The organism is Streptomyces sp. SPB162 (assembly GCF_029504575.1).
Lineage (GTDB): Bacteria > Actinomycetota > Actinomycetes > Streptomycetales > Streptomycetaceae > Actinacidiphila.
Genome location: NZ_JAQFII010000001.1, coordinates 2732519 through 2758444 on the forward strand (window position 1 = coordinate 2732519; position 25926 = coordinate 2758444).

Here is a 25926-nt window from a genome sequence, read left to right on the forward strand (position 1 = left end):
ATGGCGGAAATACGTCATGTCCACATCCTGCCTCGGACAACTCTCCACAAACACCGGTCGGTTACGTGACTCTTAGCGGTCAACCGGCACCGTTTTCCGAACAAGGATGCCCATGCCTCTCGATCACATACGCGCCAAGAGACGCGTGGCCCGCGTCGCGCTCGCCGCGGGCCTGGTGGCCGCACTGGCTGCGACCGGCTCCGCCACCGCGTTCGCCGACAACGCGCCCACCGGCGCTCCGGCCGGCGGCCCCGCGTCCGCCCCGGTCAAGGCCTCCACCGACAAGCTCGGATCCGCCGACGCGGCGCTTCTGGTCAAGGCCAAGTCCGACGGCGACAAGACCGTGACGATGATGATCGCCACGGCGCCCGGCACCACCCAGCAGGTCGCCGCCCAGCTCGGTGCCTCCGGCGCCTCGGTGGGGAGCACCTACGACAAGCTCGGCTACGTGCGCGCGACGGTCCCGACCGCCAAGGCGGACGCGGCGATCGCCAAGGCGCAGAAGCTGTCCGCGGTCCACGGCATCGATCTCAAGCAGGAGATCCTGCTCGACAAGCCGACCCCCGTGGCGGACGCCGCCACGGGCGTGACGGCGAAGCGCAAGGCAGCGAAGACCTTCTCCGGCCCGAGCGCGAGCACCCCGGCGAAGAACCCGTACCAGCCCGCCTTCGAGACCGGCGCGGTGGACTTCGTCAAGAACCAGCCCAAGGCCGACGGTCGCGGCGTGACCATCGGCATCCTGGACTCCGGTGTCGACATCGGCCACCCGGCGCTGCAGAAGACCACCACCGGCGAGCGCAAGATCGTCGACTGGGTCACCTCGACCGACCCCATAACCGACAGCGACGCCACCTGGCGCCGGATGACGACCGATGTGGCGGGCCCCGGCTTCACCATCGCCGGACGGACCTGGACCGCGCCGGCCGGCGCCTACAAGTTCAACCTGTTCTCCGAGGCCGCGACGACCGGCGGCGACATGGCCGGCGACCTCAACCGTGACGGCGACACCACGGATGTCTGGGGCGTGCTCTACGACGCCGCCGCCGGCACCGTGCGCGTCGACCTGAACAACAACGGCGACTTCGGCGATGACGAGGCGCTCAAGCCGTACAAGAACGGCTTCCAGATCGCGCACTTCGGGACGGACAACCCGGACACCGCCATCTCCGAGTCGATCCCGTTCGTCGTCCAGATCCGCAAGGACGTCCCGACGGACCCGTACGGCGGCGACTGGGTCGGCAAGAAGGCCGACTTCGTCAACATCGGGGTCATCGAGTCCGAGCACGGCACCCACGTCGCGGGCATCACCGCCGCGAACGGCCTGTTCGGCGGCAAGATGAACGGTGCCGCTCCCGGCGCGAAGATCGTCTCCTCGCGCGCCTGCACCTGGACCGGCGGCTGCACCAACGTCGCGCTCACCGAGGGCATGATCGACCTCGTCGTGAACCGTGGCGTGGACATCGTCAACATGTCCATCGGCGGCCTGCCCGCGCTGAACGACGGCAACAACGCGCGCGCCGAGCTGTACACGCGCCTCATCGACACCTACGGCGTCCAGCTGGTCATCTCGGCCGGCAACAGCGGCCCGGGTGCCAACACCATCGGCGACCCCGGCCTGGCCGACAAGGTCCTGAGCGTCGGTGCGTCGATTTCCAAGGACACCTGGGCGGCCAACTACGGCTCGCAGGTGGACAAGGCGTACCAGATGATGCCGTTCTCCTCGCGCGGTCCGCGTGAGGACGGCGGCTTCACGCCGACCATCACCGCGCCCGGCGCGTCGATCAACACCATCCCGACCTGGGAGCCCGGCAGCCCGGTCGCCGAGGCCGGCTACAGCCTGCCGCCCGGCTACGCGATGCTGCAGGGCACCTCGATGGCCTCCCCGCAGGCCGCGGGCGCCAGCGCACTGCTGATCTCCGCCGCGAAGCAGAAGAACATCGCCCTGAACCCGGCCGCCCTGCGGACCGCGCTGACCAGCTCCGCGCAGCACATCGCGGGTGCCCAGGCGTACGAAGAGGGCTCCGGTCTGATCGACATCAACGGTGCCTGGAACCTGATCAAGGCGGGTGTCTCGGCCAACGAGTACACCGTCAAGGCTCCGGTCAACACCGCGCTGTCTGCGTTCCTGAAGACCCCGGGCTTCGGCACCGGCATCTACGACCGGGAGGGCGGCCTCAAGACCGGCCAGTCCCGGACGTACGACGTCACGGTCACCCGCACCACCGGCTCCGACCGCCCGGTCAAGCACTCGCTGGCGCTGGTGAACAACGACGGCACCTTCAAGCTCGCCGGCAGCAGCGAGGTCTCGCTGCCGCTGAACGTGCCGGTCACCGTCAAGGTCACCGCGAAGGCGAAGACCACCGGTCTGCACAGCGTCATCCTGGCCGTGGACGACAAGCGCACCAAGGGCACCGACCAGCAGATCCTGGCCACCGTCGTGGTCTCGAAGCCGCTGGCCAAGCCCGCCTTCTCCACCAAGGAGTCGGGCGTGGTGCAGCGCAACAGCACCACCTCGTACTTCCTGAACGTGCCGGCCGGCGCCAAGTCCCTGGAGATCGCCCTCGGCGGCATCCAGGCGACCAGCCAGACCCGGTTCATCGCGATCAACCCGTACGGCGTTCCGATGGACGACACGTCCACCCCGTCGTGCTACCTGAACTACGTGAACCCGAACAACAAGTGCCGTCCGGACCTGCGGTCGTACACCGACCCGCTGCCCGGCGTGTGGGAGATCGAGGTCGAGGCGCGTCGTACCTCCCCGCTGCTGAACAACCCGTACGCCGTCACGGCGTCCGTGCTGGGTGCCACCTTCGACCCGGCCGTGCAGACCCTCGACGAGGCCAAGGTCGGTGTCCCGGCCGCGGTCGACTGGAAGGTCACCAACGGCTTCGCCGCCCTTGACGGCAAGCTGAAGGGCGGCGCCCTCGGCTCCGCGCTGACCGCCCGCCCGACCATCGCGCAGGGCGAGACGAAGGAGACGACGCTCGTCGTCGGCCCCGGCGCCTCCCGGCTCGACGTGGCGATCGGCTCCACCTCGGACACCGGTGCCGACCTCGACCTCGAGGTCTACCTCGGTTCCACCAAGGTCGGCTCGTCCGCGGACGGCGACTCCGAGGAAGCGGTCAGCATCGCCAACCCGGCGGCCGGTACGTACACCGTCGTCGTGACCGGTTACTCGGTCCCGGCGGGCACCACGGAGTACAACTACAAGGACGTGTACTTCGCCGCCTCGCTCGGCCAGGTCAAGGTCGACGAGACCAAGACCGTCTCGCTGGCGAACGGCGCCACGGCGTCCTTCTCCGCCCAGGTCGTGGCCGCGTCCCCGGCCCCCGAAGGACGTCAGTTCTTCGGTGAGGTGCAGCTCCTGAACTCCCGCGGCACCATCGCGGGAACCGGCAGCGTCATCATCAAGAAGGTCACCGGCTGACCTGTTCACACAACGGCGGGGCGGGTGCTCTTCACGAGCACCCGCCCCGTCGGCGTTCTCCCCGGCGCCCGCTACTCGCGGCCCGCGCCCGCCTCGATGGGACGGGTGCGCAGCAGCGCTCGGGCCGGCAGGCCGGTGGCGGCCAGGCCCAGCAGGAGCACCCCGCCGGCGATGGCGGCCGCCACGGTGGGCGGTACGTACGGGGCGCCGCCGGTCAGCCCGCGGGCGATCGGGGTGAGCGTCGCCCAGGCGATGGCCGTCCCGATCACCAGGCCCGCGGTGCCGACGAGCAGCGCCTCCCAGCGCATCATCCCGAGCACCTGGCGGCGCGTGGTGCCCGCCAGCCGCAGCAGGGCGACCTCGCGGCGCCGGTCGAGGACCGTCATGACCAGGGTGTTGGCCGCCGCGACGGCCGCGAAGCCGCCGAGGACCACGGCCATCACGCGGTTGGCCCACGCGTTGAGCTCCAGGTTCTTGTCGACCTGGGCGCTGTAGCCGGCGCGGTCCGTGACCGCGACGCCGGGGGCGTCGAGCCGCCCCAACGCACGCGCGACGGCGGCCTGGTCGGCCCCTTCAGCGTCACGGACGAGCACCTGGCTGTCGTACGCGGCCGAGACGTGTCCGGCGACCGCCGCGCGCGGCATCACCACCTCGCCCAGGCCCAGGCCGCGCTCGTAGAGGGCGACGATCCGGGGGTGGACCGTGGTGCCGTCGCCGAGCCGCAGTTCGATGCGGTCGCCGACCGAGACGTCGGCGGAGTCCGCCAGCAGGCGGTTCAGCGCGACGGTGTCGTTCGCGGTGAGCCCGTTCAGCGTGCCGTCCCCGACGCCGAGGTCGAGCACCTTGGCCAGGTCGGCCGGGGTGCCGGAGACACCCAGCGCGGAGGCGGTGTTGAAGGAGCCGGCCGCCCGGTAGAGCACGCCGGTGCGCAACACGCCCACGGCTGCGGCCACGCCGTTCACCCGCGCTGCCTGGCCGGCGGCCGTGGCCGGCAGTCCGCCGCCGGTGCCGCTGATGATCTGGTCGGCGACCACGCCGTCGCGCACCTGCTCGGCGGAGGCGTGCGTGATGGTGCTCTGCATGAAGACCAACGTGCCGCAGAAGGCGATGACCAGCACGATCGGGGTGATCGCGGAGGCCAGCCGGCGGGAGTTGGCGCGGGCGTTGGCGGCGGCGAGCGCACCCGGCGCGCCGCCCGCCCGCAGCGGCAGTCCCAGGACCGTGGCGGCGAGCCACGCGACGACGGGGCCGAGCAGCGCGACGCAGAGCATGAAGAGCATCACGACGCCGAGCGCGATGTTGGCCGCGTCCTCCCCCGTCGCGTGGGCCGCGAGCGACGCCACGACGATGCCGCCGGCGAGGGCCGCCAAGCCGAGCACCGTACGGATCACCCCGGGGCGCCTCCGCTCCACCGCGGCCTCGCCCAGCGCCTGGCTGGGCCGGGCCTTGGAGGGCCGGCGGGCGGCCAGGTATCCGGCGACGAGCGAGCTGAGCAGACCGGCGCCGACCGCGCTGACCATGGGGATCCAGCCGGTGGACAGCCGCAGCCCGGCGGGCACCGCGCCGCGGTCGACGAGCTGGCCGAGCCACCAGTGCGCGAGCGCGAGACCCGGCAGGATGCCGATCGCCCCCGCGATCGGGGCGACGAGCACCGCCTCGGTGGCGACCGTGCGGCGGATCTGCCGCGGGGTCGCGCCGATCGCTCGCAGCAGGGCGATCTCGCGGCCGCGCTGGCCGATCGCGAGGGCGACGGTGCCCATGACGACGAAGACCGCGGTCATGGCGGCGACGCCGCCGAAGGAGCCGCCCAGCGCCGTCAGCAGCTCCTTGCCGCCCGCGAGTTCCGGGTGCTCGACCTCGCCGCGGGCGTCCCCGGTATGCACCAGGGCGTGCCCGTCGACGGCGTGCTCGACCTGTGCGGCGAGCTGCTCGGTACTGACGCCTGGGCGGGCGTGGACGGCGATGGCGTCCGCCTGGCCCGGGTGTCCGGCGAGCCGGCCCGCCGAGGCGTCGTCGAACCACGCGGTGGCGGAACCGGCCCCCGCCGCCGTCAGTCCGGAGATCCGGTACCCGCCGGTGCGGGCGGGCGTGACGAGGGTGACGGTGTCACCGGTCGCGAGCTTCGCGGCGCGCGCGGTGGTGGCGTCCAGGACGACCTCGCCCGCCGCGGGAGCGCGTCCCTCGGCGAGTGGCTTCGCGTTCGAGCCGGCGCCGATCGCGGTGGCCGACCAGTCGCGGCCGGTCAGCGACGGCAGCGACGTGCTCTGCACGGGGAAGGCCACGTCGGGCACGGCCGCGGCGACGCCCGGCTCACGGGCGATGCGGTCCGCGAGCCCGGCGTCGACGCGGGCCCGGTCGGGCAGCGGCTCGGCCTCCTCCTCGCGGTCCTCGCCGTGGCCGACGGTCATCCGGGCGTGCTGGTCGGCCGCGACGACCACCGGGGCACCGGCGTAGCGCTCGGGCGTGAGGTGCGCGACGATCCCGGTCTGCAGCAGGGAGCCGCAGGCGGCCATGATGGCGGCGGCGAAGAGCAGGGCGACGAAGGTGCCGGCGAAGGACGCGGGCCGGAAGCGCACGGAGGCGCGGGCGAGGCCGTTCACGCGGCGGCCCTCGCGACGCGCTCCGGGCGGGTGCCGGTGGTCAGCGCGACCATGTGGTCGGCGATCTCCGTCGGCTCCGGGCGCTCCAGGTGGCCGGCGAGCGAACCGTCGGCGAGGAAGAGCACCCGGTCCGCGAAGGAGGCGGCGACCGGGTCGTGGGTGACCATCACGACGGTCGCGCCGAGCCGGTCGACGGCGTGCCGCAGCAGCCCCAGCACCTCACGGGCGGTGTTGGTGTCGAGGGCGCCGGTGGGCTCGTCCGCGAACACCACCTCGGGCGCGGTGACCAGGGCGCGGGCGATGGCCACGCGCTGCTGCTGCCCGCCGGACAGCTGTCCCGGCCGCCGCTTCCCGTACCCCTCCAGGCCGACCTGCGCGAGCAGCTCCGCCGCCCGCCGCCGGTCGGGGCGCGCGCCGGCCAGCCGCTGCGGCAGCATGACATTCTGCTGCACGGTGAGCGACGGCAGCAGGTTGAAGGACTGGAAGATGAAGCCGATGCGGCTGCGGCGCAGCTGCGTCAGCTTGTTCTCGCTGAGCCCGGTGATGTCGGCGCCGCCGAGGTGGACGGTGCCGGTTGTGGGCTTGTCGAGTCCGGCCGCGCACTGCAGGAAGGTGCTCTTGCCGGAACCGGAGGGGCCCATCACCGCGGTGAAGCTGCCCCGCGGCAGCGCCAGGTCGATGCCGCGCAGCGCGTGCACGGTGGAGTCACCGCGGCCGTAGGTGCGGCGGACCGAGCGCAGCTCGACGGCGGCCCCGGCGACGGCACCGGCGACCGACCCGTGACGGCCGTGTGCGGTGTCACCGCTGGTCCGCGGCGGGTACTGCGGCGCCGCGGGGGCCGTGGGGGCGGTGCTGGAGTGCTTCGACCGGAGTCGCATGATGTCCTCTGTTTCGGTAGCCGACGACCCTTCCGAAGTTACGGATGGCGGGGGGTCCTGGACCATGCCGGTTCCCGGCGTCTGTGGGGTGGGGAAAACCCGAGGTTGGGGCTGGTGCGGACCCTGATCCCTGTCAGCGCAGCGTGCGAGGATGGCGGTCAGTCTCATTAAGGAGTGGCCTACCGTGCCTGGCACGAATCTCACCCGCGAGGAGGCGCAGCACCGTGCGCGCCTCCTCACCGTGGACGCGTACGAGATCGACCTCGACCTGGGCGGCGCGCAGGACGGGGGCACTTTCCGCTCGGTGACCACGGTGCGTTTCGATGCCGCGGAGGCGGGGTCGTCGTTCATCGACCTGGTCGCCCCGACCGTGCACGAAGTGGTGCTGAACGGCACCGCGCTCGACCCGGCGGAGGTGTTCGCGGACTCGCGCATCGCCCTGGCGTCGCTCGTGGCCGGCCGCAACGAGCTGCGCGTCGTCGCGGACTGCGCCTACACCAACACCGGTGAGGGCCTGCACCGCTTCGTCGACCCGGTCGACAAGCAGGCGTACCTCTACACGCAGTTCGAGGTGCCGGACGCGCGCCGGGTCTTCGCCAGCTTCGAGCAGCCCGACCTCAAGGGCACCTTCCGGTTCACGGTGACCGCCCCGGCGGGGTGGACGGTCATCTCCAACTCCCCGACGCCCAAGCCGGAGGACGTCCAGGACAACGTCTGGCGCTTCGAGCCGACACCGCGCATCTCCTCGTACATCACCGCGCTGATCGCCGGCCCGTACACCGCCGTGCACAGCACCTGGGAGGGCGAGGGCCGCAGCGTCCCGCTGGCGATCTACTGCCGCCCCTCGCTCGCGGAGTTCCTCGACGCGGACGCGATCTTCGAGGTCACGCGGCAGGGCTTCGACTGGTTCGAGGAGAAGTTCGACTTCCCCTACCCGTTCGCCAAGTACGACCAGCTCTTCGTGCCGGAGTTCAACGCGGGCGCGATGGAGAACGCGGGCGCGGTCACCATCCGCGACCAGTACGTCTTCCGCTCCAAGGTGACGGACGCGGCGTACGAGACGCGCGCGGAGACCATCCTGCACGAGCTGGCCCACATGTGGTTCGGCGACCTCGTCACCATGGAGTGGTGGAACGACCTCTGGCTGAACGAGTCGTTCGCCACGTACACGTCGATCGCCTGCCAGGCGTACGCGCCGAACAGCAGGTTCCCGCACTCGTGGACCACGTTCGCCAACTCCATGAAGACCTGGGCGTACCGGCAGGACCAGCTGCCGTCCACCCACCCGATCATGGCCGAGATCAACGACCTCGACGACGTCCTGGTCAACTTCGACGGCATCACGTACGCCAAGGGCGCCTCGGTGCTCAAGCAGCTCGTCGCCTACGTCGGCGAGGACGAGTTCTTCGCCGGCGTGCAGGCGTACTTCAAGCAGCACGCCTGGGGCAACACGCAGCTCTCCGACCTGCTCGGCGCGCTGGAGAAGACCTCCGGCCGTGACCTGAAGAGCTGGTCGAAGGCGTGGCTGGAGACCGCGGGCATCAACCTCCTGCGCCCGGAGATCACCCTCGCCGAGGACGGCACGGTCACCTCCTTCGCCGTCCGCCAGGAGGCCCCGGCGCTGCCCGCCGGCGCCAAGGGCGAAGCCGTGCTGCGGCCGCACCGGATCGCCATCGGCTGCTACGACCTCCAGGACGGCAAGCTGGTGCGCACCAGCCGCATCGAACTGGACGTCGACGGCGAGCTGACCGAGGTGCCGTTCCCCGCGAACACCCGGCGCCCCGCGGTGGTCCTGCTCAACGACGACGACCTGACGTACGCCAAGGTCCGCCTCGACGACGACTCCCTCGCCGTCGTCCGCGAGCACCTCGGCGACTTCACCGAGTCCCTCCCCCGCGCCCTGATCTGGTCCGCGGCCTGGGACATGACGCGCGACGGCGAGCTCGCCACCCGCGACTACCTGGCCCTGGTGCTCTCCGGCATCGCCAAGGAGTCGGACATCGGCGTCGTCCAGTCGCTGCACCGCCAGCTCAAGCTCGCGCTCGACCTGTACGCGGACCCGTCCTGGCGCGACACCGGCCTGACCCGCTGGACGGAGGCGGCGCTGGAGCACCTGCGCGCCGCCGCTCCCGGCAGCGACCACCAGCTCGCGTGGGCGCGCGCCTTCTCGTCGACCGCCCGCACCCCCGAGCAGCTCGACCTGCTCGCCGGGCTGCTGGACGGCACGCAGGTCATCGACGGCCTGGCCGTCGACGCCGAGCTGCGCTGGTCCCTGCTGCACCGCCTCGCGGCGACCGGCCGGGCCGACGACGCGGCCATCGCGGCGGAGCACGCCCTCGACCCGACCTCGGCCGGCGAGGAGCACGCGGCCGCCGCCCGCGCCGCCCGCCCGACCGCCGACGCCAAGGCCGCGGTCTGGGCCGCGGTCGTCGAGGATGACAAGCTCGCGAACTCCCTGCAGGAGTCCGCGATCGGCGGCTTCGTCCAGACGGACCAGCGCGAGCTGCTCGCGCCCTACACCGAGCGGTACTTCAGCGCGGTCAAGGACGTCTGGGACTCGCGCAGTCACGAGATCGCCCAGCAGATCGTGATCGGTCTCTACCCGTCCCTCCAGGTCTCGCAGCAGACCCTGGACGCCACCGACGCCTGGCTCGCCACGGCAGCCCCGGTCCCAGCCCTGCGCCGACTCGTCATCGAGTCCCGCTCCGGCGTGGAACGCGCCCTGAAGGCCCAAGCCGCGGACGCGGCGGCGGCGGGCGCGTAGTCGGGCATGTGGGCGGCCCCGTTTGCGGGCACGTCCCGCGCGGGAGGTCCCGGACCGGCGGTCCGGGACCTCCCGCGCGTCCGGGGGGACGCGGCTTCGCGCCGCCCTCGAACCGATCCGGTGCCATCCTGGAAGGAAGACCTGGAGGGTGGTCGCGATGAGCATCTACGGCGAGTACGTCGTCCCCCGGATTCTGAACGCCGCGTGCGGGATGAAGATGACCGTGCCACTGAGGCGCCGGGTCTGCGCGGGTCTGCGGGGCGAGGTCATCGAGATCGGCTTCGGCACGGGCCACAACGTCGCGCACTACCCGGGGACGGTCACCGGCGTGGCCGCGATCGAGCCGTCCGACGTGGGATGGCGGATGGCCGCCGAGCGGGTCAGGGCGGCGACCGTCCCGGTCCGCCGCTCCGGCCTGGACGGCCAGTCGCTGCCCTTCGCCGACGACAGCTTCGACTCCGCCCTCTCCACCTGGACGCTGTGCACCATCCCCGACGCGGACGCCGCGCTGCGCGAGGTCCGGCGCGTCCTCAAGCCCGGCGGAACGCTGCACTTCATCGAACACGGGCTGGCCCCGAAGGAGGACGAGAACGTACGCCGCTGGCAGCGCCGCCTCGAACCCCTGAACAAACGCCTCCTCGGCGGCTGCCACCTCACCCGGCAGGCGGTCGACATGCTGACGACCGCGGGCTTCACCGTCACCGAAGTCGACACCTTCTACGAGGAAGGCGCCCCCAGACCCCTGGGCGCCGACACTCTCGGCGTCGCGGTGTCGCCCTAGGGTGCCGTCCCATGGGCCCCGCCGGCCGGACGGGGAGCGCCGCGCGACGAGTACCGGCTAGGTGAGCGGGTGCTGCTGGGGGTGGTTGCGGTCAGAGCAATGCGCAGTGGTGCGTCTGCGGCGCTGCGCACCTTGACCGGGCGGAGGGGAGGCCCTGGCGCTGCGCGCCTGGCTGGGCCGGTCCGCTGCGCGGCCCGGAAGGCGGAGCGATCGCGGTCCGCTGCGCGGCCCTTGGGGGGGTGGCGCGGGTCGGGGATGTTGTGCGGGCTTCAGTCCCCTCTTCTTTCCGAAATCTGGGGCCAGTGGGTCAAGATGTGACTCATGGTGTTCATGAGGCGCTTTTCGGGGAGATGTGGATCACTTAGGTCGATTGAAAGTCGCTATAGCCGTGCTCCGACCGCCCGAGATGATCCACTTCCCGGGCGCAGGGCGCACCGCCCGCATGCCGGCCGCCCGCGCTTCCACCCTCCGCCTCGCCCACCCGCGACCGGGCCCGGGGAGCGCAGCGCACCGGCATCGCTCCAGGCCCCGGGCCGCGCAGCGGACCGGCATCGCTCCAGGCGCGCAGCGCCAGGGCGCCCCCTCCGCCCGGTCAAGGTGCGCAGCACCGCAGAAGGGCACTTCGCGATGTTCTGACCTCGGGCACGGCAGTCACCGCACGGCGTCGAACCTCCCGACACGTATGGCTTGCAAGAACGCGCGGAGCGCAGTGGGGGTGGTGCGGACGATGACGCCGGGGTCGTCGCTCTCCCGGAGGAGGACCGCGCCCGGTACGGGCGCGAGCTCGACGCAGTTGTTGCCTTCGTCAGCGCCGGAGAAGGATGACTTCTGCCAGACAGGGTGGGCGTCCACGCGGGTCCCCTCACATCTCTTGGGCGATTGCACGGATCTTCTGTCGCGACAACTCCGGGCTGAGCGCGGCACGTTCCATGATGGCCAGCAGCGCTCGGTATTTGGCCAGCTGAGCTTCGGCGTCAAGAAACCCACCACCGATGACGGCGTCCACCTGCACTGTGTCCATCTGCGGGATCGGCCCGCACGCGTAGAACATCGATTGTGCGGATCCGCTGAGTTCGTCGACGTCGAACGGGATGAGGCGAACAGTGATGTTCGAGCGTTCGGCCATTTCCGCGAGGTAGTTGAGCTGCGTCCTCATGATCTCGCGGCTGCCGTAGCGGATACGGAGGGCTGCTTCGTGGATGATCAGCTCGAACTCCAGGAGCCCGGCCCGCTCGAGGACCTCGCGCCGTCGCATGCGGAAGTCCACCCGAAGGTCGATTTCGTCGGACGGCAGTTCGGCGACGCCACCGGCGAACACTGCCCGTGCGTAGTCTTCGGTCTGCAGCAAACCAGGCATGTAGAGCATCTGAACCGTGCGCATGCGCGTCGCGTGGTGTTCCAGTTCGGCGAGATCCAGAAAACCAGCGGCCAGGGAGCCCCGATACCGCTCCCACCACCCCTTCCCGCGTTCCTCCGCCATCCCCACCAGCGCTTCGACCAGTGCCTGGTCCGTCGCGGAGTAGTGCGCGGCGAGTTGGCGTACGCGCGTGCCGCTGACGCCGTAGCGACCCGACTCGATGTGGCTGATCTGAATCTGGTTGCCGCCGAGAGTGGAGCCCGCCTCGCGGCCCGTCATGCCGGCGCGCTCGCGGAGCTTGCGGAGTTCCGCGCCTAAGCGCTGCTGGCGGGCGGTGGGGAAGCTCCTCGGTGGCATCCCTGCCCCTTCCGGTCCGATCACGTGCGGAGTGCAGCGTAACTCTGCCACGGACGCACCCGTGGGGGCGAAATGTTGGTACCAGACTTGTGCCGTAACGAAGTTGCGCCCTACCGTCGGTAACGGATCGCCAGCCCAACGGAGTTGGTTCCTCACCCTGCCCCGTCGCACCCGACCCCGTGGGAGCCCCGCATGGCCACCGCACTCGCCCCCGAGACCGACGCCGGACTGAGTTACTCCCTCCAGTTACCGAACGATCCCCGCAGCGCGCGGGTCGCGCGCGTCACGCTGCGCGCGGTGCTGCGCGCCCATCGCCGTGAGGGACTCGCCGACGTGGCGGAGCTGCTGGCGTCCGAGCTCGTCGGGAACGCGCTCCGGTACTCCGACGGAGTCGTGACGCTCCGGGTGCACTGGCGGGAGGCGACCCTGCGGCTCGCCGTTCTCGACAACTCGGCCGCTCCACCGGTGTGCGAAGCGGTGGAAGCGGCCGAGGCGGAGAGCGGGCGGGGGTTGGCGCTGGTGCGGGAGCTGGCGGAGGACTGGGGGTACTACCTGGTCGGTGAGGAGATCCTCGGGGTCGCCGGGAAGCTGGTGTGGTGCGACATCGCCACCGTCGCCGGCGACCGCACCGATCCCGGCGCCGCTCGCCGGTAGTGCAGCTGGCCGAGCAGCGTTCCGCTGAACGCGACTGCCATACCCAGCAGTTGGACGGGCGTCAGGGCCTGCCCCAGGACCACCCAGCCGATGGCCGCGGCCGAGATCGGGCTGAGGAAGCCGAGGAGGGAGACCGAGGTGGCCGGGAGGCGGCCGATGCCGCGGAACCAGAGCCAGTACGCGGCGGCGGTGTTGGCGACGGCCAGATACGCGTAGCCGGTGACCGCGCGGGCGTCGAGCGCGGGCGGGAGGCCCTCGACGAGGAGGGCGACCGGGGCGATCAGCAGGCCGCCCGCGGTGAGCTGCCATCCGGTGAAGGCCAGCGGGCCGACGCCCTCCGGGCGGCCCCAGCGCTTGGTCAGGACGGTCCCGGCCGACATGCTCGCCGAGCCGGCGACGCCGGCGAGCAGGCCGAGGCCGTCGAATCCGGCGCCCGCCCGCAGCACGACGAGGCCCACGCCGATCGCGCCGATGACCGCCGCCGTGAGCGTACGGGCGCTGGGCCGCTCGCTGAGCAGGGCCGCCGCCAGGCCGGCCACGAACAGCGGGCCCACCGAGCCGACGACGGAGGCGACGCCGCCCGGCAGCCGGTAGGCGGCGAGGAACAGCAGCGGGAAGAAGGCGCCGATGTTGAGGGTTCCGAGCACCGCCGACTTCCACCACCAGGCGCCGCGCGGCAGCGCCCGCGTCGCGGCGAGGAGCACGAGGCCCGCGGGCAGCGCACGCATCAGACCGGCGAAGAGCGGGCGGTCCGGCGGGAGGAGCTGGGTGGTGACCGCGTAGGTGGAACCCCAGGCGAGCGGGGCGAGAGCGGTGAGCGCGACGGTGGACAGGCGGGACATCTGCGGGCTCCTCACAGGATCAGCGATCAGGAAGGGGGGATTCACGCCGCCCGGACGAGGTCCGGCTTCGGGGAGGCGGCCACCGGGCCCGGCGTGGCCGGGTGGACGGCGTCCGCCGACAGGTGCGGCTCCAGCCGGACCAGCAGGAGCGCGGCCCCCAGCGTGGTGCCGATGAGGAGCAGCCACGGGAGGCGGCCGTCGACGGCCATCAGGCCGGTGAAGAGCGACGGGGCGAGGGCCCGCACCAGTTGCCAGGAGAACTGGTAGGCGGCCATGTACCGGCCGCGTACCGCGTCCGGGGCGGCGGCGATGGCCAGCGCGCCGGCCGACGGGTTGTGCACCATCTCGCCGACCGTGTGCACCGTGATGATCACGGCGAGCCCGGCGCCGATCGCCCAGCCGGCCTGCGGCCGTACCGTGCCGAGCACGATCTGTCCGGCGAAGGGCCGCCGCGAAGAGCACCGCGCCGAGCGCCGCGGACCGGTTGCGGCGGGCGCCGCGGCGGCGCACGAAGGAGGCGACCAGGACGCCGCCCACCGCGCACAGCACGGTGTTGACGGTGAAGGCGGCGCCGGTCAGGGACTCGGGGCCGTGCAGCCAGGTGGAGATGTAGAGCGGGTACAGGACGGGCAGGGCGGTGTAGCCCAGGGCGATCAGGAAGTTGGCGGCGGTGAGCCCGAGGAACGGGCGGTCGCGGAGCACCAGCCGGTATCCGGCCTTCTGGCGGGCGACGGCGGCCGCGTCCCGGACCACCACGGCCGGGCGGACCCGCCACATCAGCATCGCGGAGAAGACGAAGCTGGCCGCGTTGAGCCAGGCCGCCGCGGTGAAGCCGGCGTCCCCGCCGAAGCCGACGACCAGTGAGGCGAGCAGCGCGCCCGCGCCCATGCCGCCGTTGCTGAGCGCCCGGGAAGCGGCCTGCAGCCGGTCCCGGTCGGCGCCGCGGGCAATCTCGCCGAGGAAGGACTGCTGGACGGCGGGGAAGGCACCGTCTCCGATGATCGTGACCAGGGCGACGACGGCGAAGGCGGGCACCGACTGCGCGAACGGGTAGAGCGCGAAGCCCACTCCCCGTACCCCGAAGAGCGCCAGTTGCACCCGGCGCGCTCCCCAGCGGTCGACGGCCGTGCCCGCCAGCGGCAGCGTGGTGAGCCCGATCAACCCGGCCACCGTGAGCACCGCGCCGACGGCGGCGAACGACAGGCCCGTGACGTGGTGGAAGAAGATCAGGGTGAAAGGGAGGTACATCCCGGAGCCGACCGCGTTGACGGTCATCGCGGCGAGCATGGACCGCTCGCCCGGTATCCGTGAGGTGCTGGGCATGACTGGCTCCTGGGAGATCGTCGCTGAAGTAGCTCGATGGTGATTAGCTTACTACTAAGCGACTTACCGTCAAGCTACTTTCTTGCAAGCGATCGTTCTTCGTCCGATACTTCTCCGTATGACCACGCCCCCGGACCCGCGCGACGCACCGGACCTCCTCGACGCCCCGGATCCGCTGGACCGGATCACCGCGCAGTGGAACGCCGTCCGCCCCGACCTCGACACCGTGCCGATGGCGATCTTCGGCCGCATCTACCGCATCGCGAAGGCGGTCGGCGACCGGATGGAGAAGGAGTACGGCCGGTTCGGCATCAGCCGCGGCGAGTTCGACGTGCTGGCGACGCTGCGCAGGGCGGGTGAGCCGTACACCCTGTCACCGCGCGAACTGTCCTCGGCCCTGCTGCTCACCACCGGCGGCATGACGGGACGGCTGGACAAACTGGAACGTGCGGGGCTCGTCGAGCGCAGCCCGGACCCGCACGATCGGCGCGGTCTGCGGGTGACCCTCACCGAGCAGGGCCTCACGTTGCTGCACGAGGCGGTGGGCGCCGGGCTCGCCGTGCAGAAGGCGGCTCTCGGCCCGATGGACGACGAGCAGGCGGCGCGGCTGTCCGATCTGCTGCGTCAGCTGCTCGGCTCGTCGGAACAGCACTGAGTTACAGCACTGAGTCCCCCCAAAGCCGAGTCCCCACCGCACACGGAACCGCGTCCGCACAGCACTGAGCCCCCTGCCGCGCACGCGGTGCAGGGGGCCGGGCGGAGAAACGCGTCAGGCGCGCTCTCGCTGCTGCTTACGGGTCTTGTCGGTCGCCATCACCACGCCCGCGATGATCGCGAACAGCGCGATCGGCGCGAGCACGAACAGTCCGAGGGTCTGTACGACACTCAGGCCGGATCCCGGGTCGTCGCCGTCGTCGCGGGTGAGCGCGAACGCGGGGGACGACATCAGCAGCATCAGCGTCGTTCCGGCGGTGATGACCCCGGCGCGCAAGGCGTTCTTGTTGAGCTTCTTGTCCACGCCCTCAATGTAGTGAACGACCTCCGGGCCCGCACGCCCGGGGTGTCCTTATGGGTGTCCTTGGCCGCGGCTCTACCGGCCCATGCCCGCGACCTGCGGTGACACCCGACGGCGGGGCGCCTTCAGGGCAGCAGCCGTTCGGGGTCGGGCGCCAGCGCGGCCCGTACCTCGTCCAGCAGGGCGTACAGCCGCGGCGATCCGGCCAGCTGCTCCAGGGTGACCGGCCGGCCCGCGGCGTCGGCCACCGGCAGCCGCCAGTTCGGGTACTGGTCCCAGGTGCCCGGCAGGTTCTGCGGGCGGCGGTCGCCGACCGCGTCCGGCAGCCAGACGCCGACCATCGCCGCCGGGGTACGCGCCAGGAACCGGTGGACGGCCTTGACGACGGCCTCCTCGTCCGCCGCCCCCTCCGGCAGCAGCCCCAGCCGGCCGAGCAGCGCGACCCACTCCGCGACCTCCGCCGTGTCCTCCGCCTGCTCCTGTGCCAACGGCCGGGTCAGCAGCCCCAGCCGGTAGCGCAACTCGACGTGCTCGCCGGTCAGCCGGGCCGCCGTGCTGGGCAGGTCGTGCGTGGTGACGGTGGCCAGGCAGGCGGGCCGCCAGTCCTCCGGCGCCAGCGGCTTCCCGTCCCCGTCGTGGTCCCGCTCGAACCACAGCACCGACGTGCCGAGGACGCCGCGGGCCGCCAGTTCCTCCCTGACGCCGGGCTCCACCGTCCCGAGGTCCTCGCCGATCACCACCGCGCCGGCCCGGTGCGCCTCCAGGGCGAGCACCCCGAGCATCGCCTCCGCGTCGTACCTGACGTAGGCGCCCTCGGTCGGCGGGCGGCCCTCCGGCACCCACCACAGCCGGAACAGCCCCATCACGTGGTCGATCCGCAGCGCGCCCGCGTGCCGCAGCAGCCGGCTCAGCAGATCGCGGTACGGGGTGTACCCGGTGGCCGCCAGCGCGTCCGGCCGCCAGGGCGGCAGGCCCCAGTCCTGGCCGCGCGAGTTGAACGCGTCCGGCGGCGCGCCGACCGACATGCCCCGTGCCAGGGCGTCCTGCATCGCCCACGCGTCGGAGCCCGACGGGTGCACTCCGACGGCCAGGTCGTGCACGATCCCGACCGGCATCCCCGCCGCCCGCGCGGCACGCTGCGCCGCGCCCAGTTGATCGTCCGTCAGCCACGTGAGCCAGCAGTAGAAGTCCACCCGGTCGAGCAGTTCGCCGCGCGCCCGCGCGACCTGCGGGGAGCGCGGATCGCGCAGCCCGGCGGGCCACGCGTGCCAGTCCGGGCCGTGCGCCTCCGCGAGCGCGCACCAGGTGGCGTGATCGTCGAGCGACTGCCCCTGCTCGGCCAGGAAGTCGGCGTACTCGGCCCTGCGCCCCGGCTGCAGCGGCACCTTCCGCACCAGCCGCAGCGCCTCCAGTTTCAGCTCCCACACCGCGTCCCGGTCGATCAGCGCGTCCTTGTGCAGCACGGCCGCGCGCAGGGCTGCGGCCCGGCCGGTCAGCTCCGCGGCCCGCGCCCGGTCGTCGACGGCGAGATACGCGTACTCCGGCACGTCCTCGACCCGCAGATAGACCGGATCGGGAAACCGCCGGGACGACGGGCGGTACGGCGACGGGTCCGTCGGCCGCCCCGGCACCGCGATGTGCAGCGGGTTGATCTGCAGGAACCCGGCCCCCAGCGCCCGCCCGGACCACGCGGCCAGATCCGCGAGATCGCCCAGATCGCCCATTCCCCAGGAGCGGTCCGACAGCGTCGAGTAGAGCTGCGCCATGAACCCGAACGTGCGGCCCGGCGGACCGGGCAGCCGCTCGGGCGCGATCACCAGGTCGGCCCGCGCCGTCCGGCCGTCCGGCGCGGTCGCCCGCACCACATGCCGGCCGAGCGGAATGCGCTGCCAGTCGCCGTCGTCGAACACCTCGCCGGACTCCGCCTCGATCAGCACGCGGGTGCCGTCCGGCAGGCCGAGCGGCAGCGGGCGGCCCTGGCGCACGACCGTGCAGGGCGCCAGCAGCCGCTGCCGGTCGCGGTGCTCGTACGCGGCCAGCGCGTCCCGCACCGCCTGCGGCGTCGAGGCGTCCACGCCCAGCGCGGCCAGCACGGCCACCACCGTCTCCTCCGGCACCCGGACCTCCCGGTCGGGCCCAGGGCGGTACGTCGTGTCCACGCCGTGCAGCGCGGCCAGCCGCTCCCGGTCCATCGAGCCTCCAAGATCACAGTGCGAGGTGGGGATCATTCGAGCCTTACCCCGCCGGACGCCCCGTCAGACGCCGCCGCCACGCCGGGGGCCCGCCGCCGGCACCGCTACCAGCCCGACGGCCGGCGCTCCCGCCACGGGGCCGCGGCCTCGACCTGAGCCGCGAGCGCCAGCAGCGGGCCCTCGGCGCCGTGGGCGGCGCCGAGCATCATCCCGATCGGCAGCCCGCCGTCCGTCCACTCCACCGGCAGCGACACCGCGGGCAGACCCGCGATGTTCCATGCGCCCGTGAACGGCGTGAACGCGTACTGCGCCGCGAAATCGCCCACCGGGTCCGCGTCGTCGCGCAGCGCGCCCACCGGCTGCGGCAACTGGGCCAGCGTCGGCGTCAGCACCGCGTCGAACGGCGCCACGGCCGCCGCGAACTTCCGTCCCACCGCCTGCATCGCCCCCAGCGCCCTCGCGAACCGCTCTCCCGAGGCCGCCCGGCCACGCTCGCGCAGCCACCGGGTCAGGGGCATCAACTCCCCCTCCCGCCCGGCGGGCACCGGCGCCAGCAGCGCCATCACCTCCCACACCGGATCGAACGAGCCGTGGTCCCCCGGCCCCAGCGGCTGCTCGACGTCCACCACCTCATGACCCAACCCCGCCAGCAGCACGGACGTCCGCTCGTACGCCGCCAGCACCACCGGATCCACCGGCACGTCGACGTCGGGCCGCGCCCACCGCCCGATCCGCAGCCGCCGTGGCTCCCGCTCGCACCACTCCAGGAAGGACGTCTCCGACGCCGCCACCGACACCGGCTCCCCCGGCACCGGCCCCGCCATCACATCCAGCAGCGCCGCCGTGTCCCGCACGTTCCGCGCGATCGGCCCCGCCACCGCCAGCCCCGTCGGATCGCCGAACGGCGCCGGGCTCACCCGCCCCCGGCTCGGCTTCAGCCCGACGACTCCGCAGCAGCTCGCGGGGATACGGATCGACCCTCCCCCGTCATTGCCGTGCGCGGCGGGCGCCAGTCCGGCGGCCACGGCCGCCGCCGCTCCGCCGCTCGAACCGCCGGCCATCAGCTCCATGTCGAACGGGCTCCTCGCCGGAGGGGCGATCCGGCCCTCGGTGTACGCGGGCAGCCCGAACTCGGGCGTATTGGTCTTCCCGAGCAGCACGGTCCCGGCGGCCCGCAGCAGGTCCACGACGTGCGTCCCCGACTCGGCGATCCGGTCGGCGAACACCGCGGATCCCGCCGTCCACCGCACGCCCGCGACCGGCGTCAGATCCTTCACCGGCACCGGCACGCCCAGCAGCGGCGGCAACACCCCGCCCGCCGCCAACCGCCGCTCCGCCCGCCGCGCGTCCTCCGCCGCCCGCTCGGGCGTCACGGTCACATACGCCCCCACGGCGTCGTTCAACCGCTCGATCCGCCCGAGATAGTGCCGAGCCAACTCGGTCGGCGACAGCGACCCGTCCCGAACAGCGGCGGCCTGCTCCAGCATCGTCAACTCATGAGGTTCGCCCATCCGGGCAGGTTAGTTCGCGTGGGGCGGGAGCGCGGGTACGCGGGCGCCCGCGGGGTCGTCGTGCCTGCGGCGCACGACGTGTCCGGGCACGTCGACACGGGGCGTCGACACCGTGCTGGGCTCGGCGCTCAGCACCGCGTGCCGCGAGGAGGATGCGTACCACCCCTGCGCGGCAGATCAGCCGTGGCCTTCCTCGCCGACTCCCAGCGTCACCCTCGCCGCCGCCCCGGTCGTGCCGGTGCGCGTGTCGGTGCCGCCCGGCTCGGCGCCGGGTCCGTACTCCATCCCGGTACGTTTCACGGTGGAGGGCCGTTCGGCCGAACAGTGGATCGCCGTACGGGCCCGGCCGTGGAGGCGTACGCGGTCGTGCCGTGACCGGGAGCGGCGAGCGACACGGCGAGGTGCCGGCCGGGCCGCGGCCCGGCCGGCACCACCCGTACCGCGTCCGCGGTAGCCGTCTCCGCAGACACGAAAGCCCGGATATCAGGCAGAGATGCCGTCAATCCGGGCCAGGGCGTCGTCCGCGCCGAATGGTTGCAGGTACGGCAGCCAGCGCGGGTCTCTGTGTCCCGTCCCGATGATCCGCCAGGCCAGGCCCGCCGGTGGTGCGGGCGTATGGCGCAGCCGCCACCCCAGCTCCGCGACGTGGCGGTCCGCTTTGACGTGGTTGCAGCGTCTGCACGCGGCGACGACGTTCTCCCAGGCGTGCTGACCGCCGCGGCTGCGCGGGATCACGTGGTCGACGCTGGTTGCGGCGGCTCCGCAGTACGCGCACCTGCCGCCGTCGCGGGCGAACAGCGCCCTACGGGTCAGCGGGACGGTGCCTCGAAAGGGGACTCGCACGAATTTGGTGAGTTTGACGACACTGGGCGCCGGAAGAGCGCAGGACTCGCTGTGCAGATAGGCGCCGGTTTCCTCGAGGCACACGGCCTTCTTGTTCAGTACGAGGACCAACGCACGGCGGAGCGGTACGACGCCGAGCGGCTCGTACGACGCGTTGAGGACCAGGACATGCGGCACGGGTGCCTCCTTATACGCCGGCGGCGCGTGGCTCGCGCCGGGACGATCTGCCCTCAGTCTCTCCGGAAGCCGGGTGGCTGCGCCACCATGACCAGGTAACGGACTCAGGGTGTTTTCGACCACACTCCTTTACTTCCCCACCTTTCGGGCCGTTGGCCCTCGAACAGCGCAACGAGGCATATCCCTTAGCCCGTTAGTGTGGAGGGTCTGCCCCACACCGGAGGTCTTCCACCGTGTCCACCCCCGCACCGTCACCGAGTGCTCCCGTCACCAGCTTCGACGACGCCCAGAAATCCGCGACCGAGGCCGCGGGCTGGGTCGAGGCCAACTGGGCGGACTGGCTCGGCGCGGGCCTGCGCATTCTGCTGATCATCGTCATCGCGCTGGTGCTGCGCGCTTTGGTCCGGCGGACGATCAGCAAACTGATCGACCGGATGAACCGCGGCGTGGAGGTCGCGCAGGGCACCACGCTGGGCGGCCTGCTGGTCGTCAACGCGGAGCGGCGCAAGCAGCGCAGCGAGGCGATCGGGTCCGTGCTGCGCAGCATCGCCTCGTTCACGATCCTGGGCACCGCCGCGCTGACCGTGCTGTCGGTGCTGCAGATCAACCTGGCGCCGCTGCTGGCGAGCGCCGGGGTCGCCGGCGTCGCCATCGGTTTCGGCGCCAGGAACCTGGTGACGGACTTCCTGTCCGGCGTCTTCATGATCCTGGAGGACCAGTACGGCGTGGGTGACGTCATCGACGCCGGCGTGGCCAGCGGCACGGTGATCGAGGTCGGGCTGCGGGTGACGAAGCTGCGTGGCGACAACGGTGAGATCTGGTACGTCCGCAACGGCGAGGTCAAGCGGATCGGCAACCTGAGCCAGGGCTGGGCGACGGCCGTGGTGGACGTACAGGTCGGATACGCGCAGGATCTGGACCGGGCGCGCGCGGTGATCGAGGCCGCCGCCGAGGACATGGCGAAGACCTCCCCCTGGGACGAGGCGCTGTGGGAGCCGGTGCAGGTGCTGGGCCTGGAGTCGGTGAGCGCGGACTCGGTGGTCATCCAGGCGCAGGCCAAGACGATGCCGGGCAAGGCCACGGCGGTCGCGCGGGAGCTGCGCTGGCGGATCAAGCGGGCCTTCGACGAGGCGGGCATCACGATCGTGGGCGGCACGCCGACCGCGGCCGTGGACGACTCGGGGGTGCCGGCCGACCCGATGGTGGCGGTGGCGGCCCCGTCGGCGCTCGCCAACCCGGATTCTCCGCAGGCGCTGGCGACCCGTCCGGTGCCCCAGCAGGGCGCGGAGAGCGCCAAGTAGCACACCGCCGCTCGGCCGCGTGGCCAAGCGCCCCTTGGCATCCGCCGCTCGGCGGTCTTGACGGACACGGCCTCCGGCCCCTGGCGCACCGCGCCGGGGGCCGCTTTCATGAGGTAACGCTTTGGTCCACCTGTGGGCGGCACCCCTTGACGCTCCGCCGACAGCGGGCCTACCTTTCGTTTCACCAATAGGAAAGTTTCCTAACAGTGAACTGAGGGAGGATGGCGCGCATGGCTGGCACCCCTGGAACCCCGCGCGTACTGCGCGCCATGAACGACCGCGCGGCACTCGACCTCCTCCTGGAGCACGGACCGCTGTCGCGCACCCGGATCGGCAAGCTCACCGGCCTGTCCAAGCCCACCGCCTCCCAGCTCCTGGCCCGGCTCGAAGCGGCGGGACTCGTCCTCGCCACCGGCACCACGGCCGGCCGCCCCGGACCCAACGCCCAGCTGTACTCGGTGAACCCGGCCGCGGCGTACGTCGCCGGACTGGACGTGACGCCGATACGGATCAGGGCCGCCGTCGCGGACATCACCGGCCGCACCGTCGGCGAGTTCGAACTGCCGACCCCCGGCCGCCGCGCGCAGGGCACCGTCGAACAGGTCGTCCAGGCGGTGGACGAGGCCGCCAAGGCGGCCGGGCTGAACCGCTCGGACCTGCACCGCGTCGTGATCGGCACCCCCGGCGCCTTCGACCCGAGCACCGGCCGGCTGCGCTACGCCAGCCACCTCCCCGGCTGGCACTCCAGTACGGTGCTCGACGAACTGGCCGCCGCCCTCGCCGTACCGCTGGAGTACGACAACGACGTGAACCTCGCGGCCGTGGCCGAGCAGCGCGTCGGCGCCGCCCGTGACCACGAGGACTTCGTCCTGCTGTGGAACGAGGAGGGCATCGGCGCCGCCATCGTCATCGGCGGCCGGTTGCACCGCGGCTGGACCGGCGGCGCCGGCGAGGTCGGCTTCCTGCCCGTGCCCGGCACGCCCCTGGTCCGGCAGGTGGCCAAGGCCAACAACGGCGGCTTCCAGGAACTGGCCGGCTGCAACGCGGTGCTGCGCGTCGCCCGGGAACTCGGCCTCACGATCCCCGGCGGCGGCCCGCTCCAGGACCAGGCCGCCGCGGTGCTCGCCACCGCCGCGCGGATCGCGGAGGCGTCCGAGGCGTCGGAGGCGGACGGCGCACCCGGCACCGGGCAGCACGCCGAACTGCTGGCGCAGATCGCCACCGGGCTCGCCGTCGGCCTGGCCTCGATGGTCGCCGTCCTCGACCCCGAACTCATCGTCCTCACCGGCAGCGTGATCGTCGCCGGCGGGGAGCCGCTGCGCGCCCTCATCCAGGCCGAACTGGCGGACCTCGCCGTCCCCAGACCCCGCCTGGTGATCGGCGCGGTACAGGAACACCCCGTCCTGTGCGGGGCGCTGCAGAGCGCCCTCGCCACCACACGCGACGAGGTGTTCGACACCTCGCGCTGACCCCCGCTCCCCCGCCGACCACACGACGCACCACACACCAGAGCGTCACACCCCGTTCCGGACCGGCCCCGACGGCCGGCCCGTCGGCCCCGCACACCCTTCTCCTGCCTCTCCCGCTCCGCCCCGACCCCTCTCATCCCCCGGAGGAAGCGCAGTGTCCCGTACCAAGAAGGTGGCCGCCGCCGTCGCGGCCACGGCCGCGATCACCCTGCTGGCCGGCGCCTGTACCGGCCAGAGCACCACCCAGGCGAACGATGACGCCACCAAGGACGTCAGCATCACCTTCTGGCACGGGTGGACCGCGCCCAACGAGCTCAAGGCGATCAACGACAACGTCGCCCGCTTCGAGAAGGCGCACCCGAACATCCACGTCAAGGTGCAGGCGAACATCACCGACGACAAGATCAACCAGGCGCTGCGGGCCGGTGGCGCCACCGCCCCCGACGTCGTGTCGTCGTTCACCACCGACAACGTCGGCAAGTTCTGCTCCTCGGGCGCGTTCGCCGACCTGGCGCCGTTCCTGAAGAAGGACGACATCGACCCGGCGAAGGTCTTCCCGAAGCCGATGCTCGAGTACACCCAGTTCCAGGGCAAGCGCTGCACGTTGCCGCTGCTCGGCGACGTCTACGGCCTCTACTACAACCAGAAGGCCTTCAAGGAGGCCGGTATCGCCGGCCCGCCGAAGACCCTCTCGGAGTTCAAGGCCGACGCGATCGCGCTGACGAAGTCCACCGGTGCCTCGTACTCCCAGCTGGGCTTCATGCCCAACTTCCACGGCTACGAGTCCACCCCCGGCCACTTCGCCGCCCAGTGGGGCGCCCAGTACTTCGACGCCGACGGCAAGGCCCAGCTGTCCAAGGACAAGGGCTTCGCACAGATGCTCACCTGGCAGCAGGACATGGTGAAGTCCCTCGGCGGCTTCGACAAGCTGGAGAAGTACCGCAACACCTTCGGTGACGAGTTCGGCGCCAAGAACCCGCTGCACACCGGCCAGGTCGCCATGGGCATCGACGGCGAGTGGCGCCTCGGCATGGCCAAGGACGCCAACGCCACCGCCGACCTCGCCGTCGCGCCGTTCCCGGTCCCGGACGACCAGAAGGACACCTACGGCCGCGGCTACCTCTCCGGCACCATCGTCGGCGTCTCCAACACCAGCACCAAGAAGAACGCCTCGTGGGAGCTGGTCAAGTTCATGACCACCGACACCCAGGCCGTCGTCTCCTTCGCCAACGCGATCCACAACGTGCCGTCCACGTTCGAGGCGCAGAAGTCGCCCGAACTGACCGGCGTGCCGAAGGTCTTCCTCGACATCGCCCAGAACCAGTACAGCAACACCACCCCGGCCAGCGTCAACGGCGGCGCATACCAGGTGACGCTGCAGGACTTCGGCTACGCCTTCGAGTCCGGCAAGAAGACGGATGTCCAGGCCGGTCTGCAGGGTGTCGACGCTCAGGTCGACAAGGACATCGCGCAGGCCAAGTGATGACCGCCATCCACCCCCTGCTCAAGGCGAAGCGCAGGAAATCAACGCTCAGGACCCTCGGCTTCATCTCGCCGTGGCTCATCGGCTTCAGCGTCTTCTTCGTCTACCCGCTGCTGTCGACCCTCTACTTCTCCTTCATGAACTACGACGGGTTCAACGCGCCGACGTTCGCCGGCGCCAAGAACTGGTCGTACGTCTTCAACGACTACCCGCTGTTCTGGCCGGCGCTGCGCAACACCCTGTGGCTGGTCATCGTCATGGTGACGCTGCGGGTGGTCTTCGGACTCGGCATCGGCCTGCTGATCACCAAGATCAAGACGGGTGCGGGCTTCTTCCGTACGGCGTTCTACCTGCCGTACCTGGCCCCGCCGGTCGCCGCGACCATGGCGTTCGTCTTCCTGCTCAACCCCGGCACCGGCCCGGTCAACCACATCCTGGAGTCGGTGGGCATCCCGACACCCGGCTGGTTCACCGACCCGACGTGGTCCAAGCCGGCGCTGACCGTCCTGGCCGTGTGGGGCATCGGCGACCTCATGGTCATCTTCATGGCGGCGCTGCTCGACGTCCCCAGGGACCAGTACGAGGCGGCCGAGCTGGACGGCGCCGGCCCATGGGCGCGGTTCCGCTTCGTGACGCTGCCCAACATCTCGCCGATCATCACGTTCGCGGTGGTCACCGGCGTCATCCAGACCATGCAGTACTACACACAGCCGCTGGTCGCGGGGAAGGTCGCCTCCGGCATCATCGGCAACTCGGGACAGCAGTTCGAGCCCGGCTACCCGGACAAGTCGACCCTGACCCTGCCCCAGCTCGTCTACAACCTGGGCTTCCAGCGCTTCGACTACGGCTCCGCCTGCGTGATCGCACTGGTGCTCTTCGTCCTGGCGATGGCGTTCACGGCGCTGCTCATGCGACGCCGCAACGGCTTCCTGTCGGCGGAGGACTGATCCAC

At 71.9% G+C, this 25926-nt stretch carries 18 protein-coding genes and 1 pseudogene; 9 read left to right on the forward strand and 10 right to left on the reverse strand.

Annotation, left to right across the window (positions count from 1 at the left end; translation table 11 throughout):
* Window positions 1-112: 112 nt before the first annotated feature.
* Window positions 113-3427 (forward strand): S8 family serine peptidase, encoded by a 3315-nt coding sequence (locus tag M2266_RS12545; protein ID WP_277438274.1) that lies wholly within the window; start codon window positions 113-115, stop codon window positions 3425-3427.
* A gap of 71 nt (window positions 3428-3498) precedes the next feature.
* Here M2266_RS12545 and M2266_RS12550 read toward each other — a convergent pair whose 3' ends face one another.
* Together M2266_RS12550 and M2266_RS12555 are read right to left on the reverse strand one after the other, a co-directional pair.
* Window positions 3499-6027: an FtsX-like permease family protein gene (locus M2266_RS12550; RefSeq protein ID WP_277438275.1), complete on the reverse strand. Its 2529-nt coding sequence runs from the start codon at window positions 6025-6027 to the stop codon at window positions 3499-3501.
* Window positions 6024-6905 (reverse strand): ABC transporter ATP-binding protein, encoded by an 882-nt coding sequence (locus M2266_RS12555; RefSeq protein WP_277438276.1) that lies wholly within the window; start codon window positions 6903-6905, stop codon window positions 6024-6026. Before M2266_RS12555 ends, M2266_RS12550 begins: the two co-directional genes overlap by 4 nt.
* Window positions 6906-7089: 184 nt before the next feature.
* Here M2266_RS12555 and pepN point away from each other — a divergent pair, with 184 nt between their 5' ends.
* Together pepN and M2266_RS12565 are read left to right on the forward strand one after the other, a co-directional pair.
* Complete coding sequence (pepN, locus tag M2266_RS12560; RefSeq protein ID WP_277438277.1) at window positions 7090-9669, forward strand: aminopeptidase N; 2580 nt, start codon at window positions 7090-7092, stop codon at window positions 9667-9669.
* A 157-nt stretch (window positions 9670-9826) separates the two neighbouring features.
* Window positions 9827-10450: a class I SAM-dependent methyltransferase gene (locus M2266_RS12565; protein WP_277438278.1), complete on the forward strand. Its 624-nt coding sequence runs from the start codon at window positions 9827-9829 to the stop codon at window positions 10448-10450.
* 651 nt (window positions 10451-11101) lie between these two features.
* Here M2266_RS12565 and M2266_RS12570 read toward each other — a convergent pair.
* Window positions 11102-11302 (reverse strand): DUF397 domain-containing protein, encoded by a 201-nt coding sequence (locus tag M2266_RS12570; RefSeq protein ID WP_277438279.1) that lies wholly within the window; start codon window positions 11300-11302, stop codon window positions 11102-11104.
* 10 nt (window positions 11303-11312) lie between these two features.
* Entirely contained in the window at window positions 11313-12188 is an 876-nt protein-coding gene (locus M2266_RS12575) for a helix-turn-helix transcriptional regulator (RefSeq protein WP_346780883.1), read from the reverse strand.
* A 168-nt stretch (window positions 12189-12356) separates the two neighbouring features.
* Between M2266_RS12575 and M2266_RS12580 the strand changes: the two genes are divergently transcribed.
* Window positions 12357-12818 (forward strand): ATP-binding protein, encoded by a 462-nt coding sequence (locus M2266_RS12580; RefSeq protein ID WP_277438280.1) that lies wholly within the window; start codon window positions 12357-12359, stop codon window positions 12816-12818.
* Here the strand turns inward: M2266_RS12580 and M2266_RS12585 are convergent.
* Together M2266_RS12585 and M2266_RS12590 are read right to left on the reverse strand one after the other, a co-directional pair.
* Entirely contained in the window at window positions 12713-13660 is a 948-nt protein-coding gene (locus tag M2266_RS12585; RefSeq protein WP_277441176.1) for an EamA family transporter, read from the reverse strand. The two genes, M2266_RS12580 and M2266_RS12585, sit on opposite strands and share 106 nt — an antisense overlap.
* A gap of 504 nt (window positions 13661-14164) precedes the next feature.
* Window positions 14165-14983: pseudogene (locus tag M2266_RS12590) on the reverse strand (MFS transporter); the annotation flags it as partial.
* A gap of 118 nt (window positions 14984-15101) precedes the next feature.
* On the opposite strand from M2266_RS12590, the gene M2266_RS12595 reads away from it, so the two are divergent.
* The gene (locus tag M2266_RS12595) at window positions 15102-15638 is read left to right on the forward strand and encodes a MarR family transcriptional regulator (RefSeq protein WP_277438281.1); all 537 of its coding nucleotides are present in this window, start codon (window positions 15102-15104) and stop codon (window positions 15636-15638) included.
* A gap of 114 nt (window positions 15639-15752) precedes the next feature.
* Here the strand turns inward: M2266_RS12595 and M2266_RS12600 are convergent, their stop codons facing one another.
* The 4 genes from M2266_RS12600 to M2266_RS12615 all read right to left on the reverse strand — a co-directional run bounded on the left by M2266_RS12600 (window position 15753) and on the right by M2266_RS12615 (window position 20721).
* Complete coding sequence (locus tag M2266_RS12600) at window positions 15753-16001, reverse strand: hypothetical protein (RefSeq protein WP_277438282.1); 249 nt, start codon at window positions 15999-16001, stop codon at window positions 15753-15755.
* A 122-nt stretch (window positions 16002-16123) separates the two neighbouring features.
* The gene (malQ, locus tag M2266_RS12605; protein WP_277438283.1) at window positions 16124-18190 is read right to left on the reverse strand and encodes a 4-alpha-glucanotransferase; all 2067 of its coding nucleotides are present in this window, start codon (window positions 18188-18190) and stop codon (window positions 16124-16126) included.
* Window positions 18191-18294: 104 nt separating this feature from the next.
* Window positions 18295-19701, reverse strand: coding sequence for an amidase (locus M2266_RS12610; RefSeq protein WP_277438284.1), 1407 nt, complete (start codon window positions 19699-19701; stop codon window positions 18295-18297).
* 483 nt (window positions 19702-20184) lie between these two features.
* Window positions 20185-20721: an HNH endonuclease gene (locus tag M2266_RS12615; protein WP_250975937.1), complete on the reverse strand. Its 537-nt coding sequence runs from the start codon at window positions 20719-20721 to the stop codon at window positions 20185-20187.
* A gap of 233 nt (window positions 20722-20954) precedes the next feature.
* Here M2266_RS12615 and M2266_RS12620 point away from each other — a divergent pair, with 233 nt between their 5' ends.
* The 4 genes from M2266_RS12620 (at window position 20955) to M2266_RS12635 (ending at window position 25921) form a co-directional block, all read left to right on the forward strand.
* Window positions 20955-22022: a mechanosensitive ion channel family protein gene (locus M2266_RS12620; RefSeq protein WP_277438285.1), complete on the forward strand. Its 1068-nt coding sequence runs from the start codon at window positions 20955-20957 to the stop codon at window positions 22020-22022.
* A 230-nt stretch (window positions 22023-22252) separates the two neighbouring features.
* Complete coding sequence (locus M2266_RS12625) at window positions 22253-23491, forward strand: ROK family transcriptional regulator (RefSeq protein WP_277438286.1); 1239 nt, start codon at window positions 22253-22255, stop codon at window positions 23489-23491.
* A 154-nt stretch (window positions 23492-23645) separates the two neighbouring features.
* Window positions 23646-24974 (forward strand): extracellular solute-binding protein, encoded by a 1329-nt coding sequence (locus M2266_RS12630; protein WP_277438287.1) that lies wholly within the window; start codon window positions 23646-23648, stop codon window positions 24972-24974.
* Window positions 24974-25921: a sugar ABC transporter permease gene (locus M2266_RS12635; RefSeq protein ID WP_277438288.1), complete on the forward strand. Its 948-nt coding sequence runs from the start codon at window positions 24974-24976 to the stop codon at window positions 25919-25921. Before M2266_RS12630 ends, M2266_RS12635 begins: the two co-directional genes overlap by 1 nt.
* Window positions 25922-25926 lie beyond the last annotated feature (5 nt).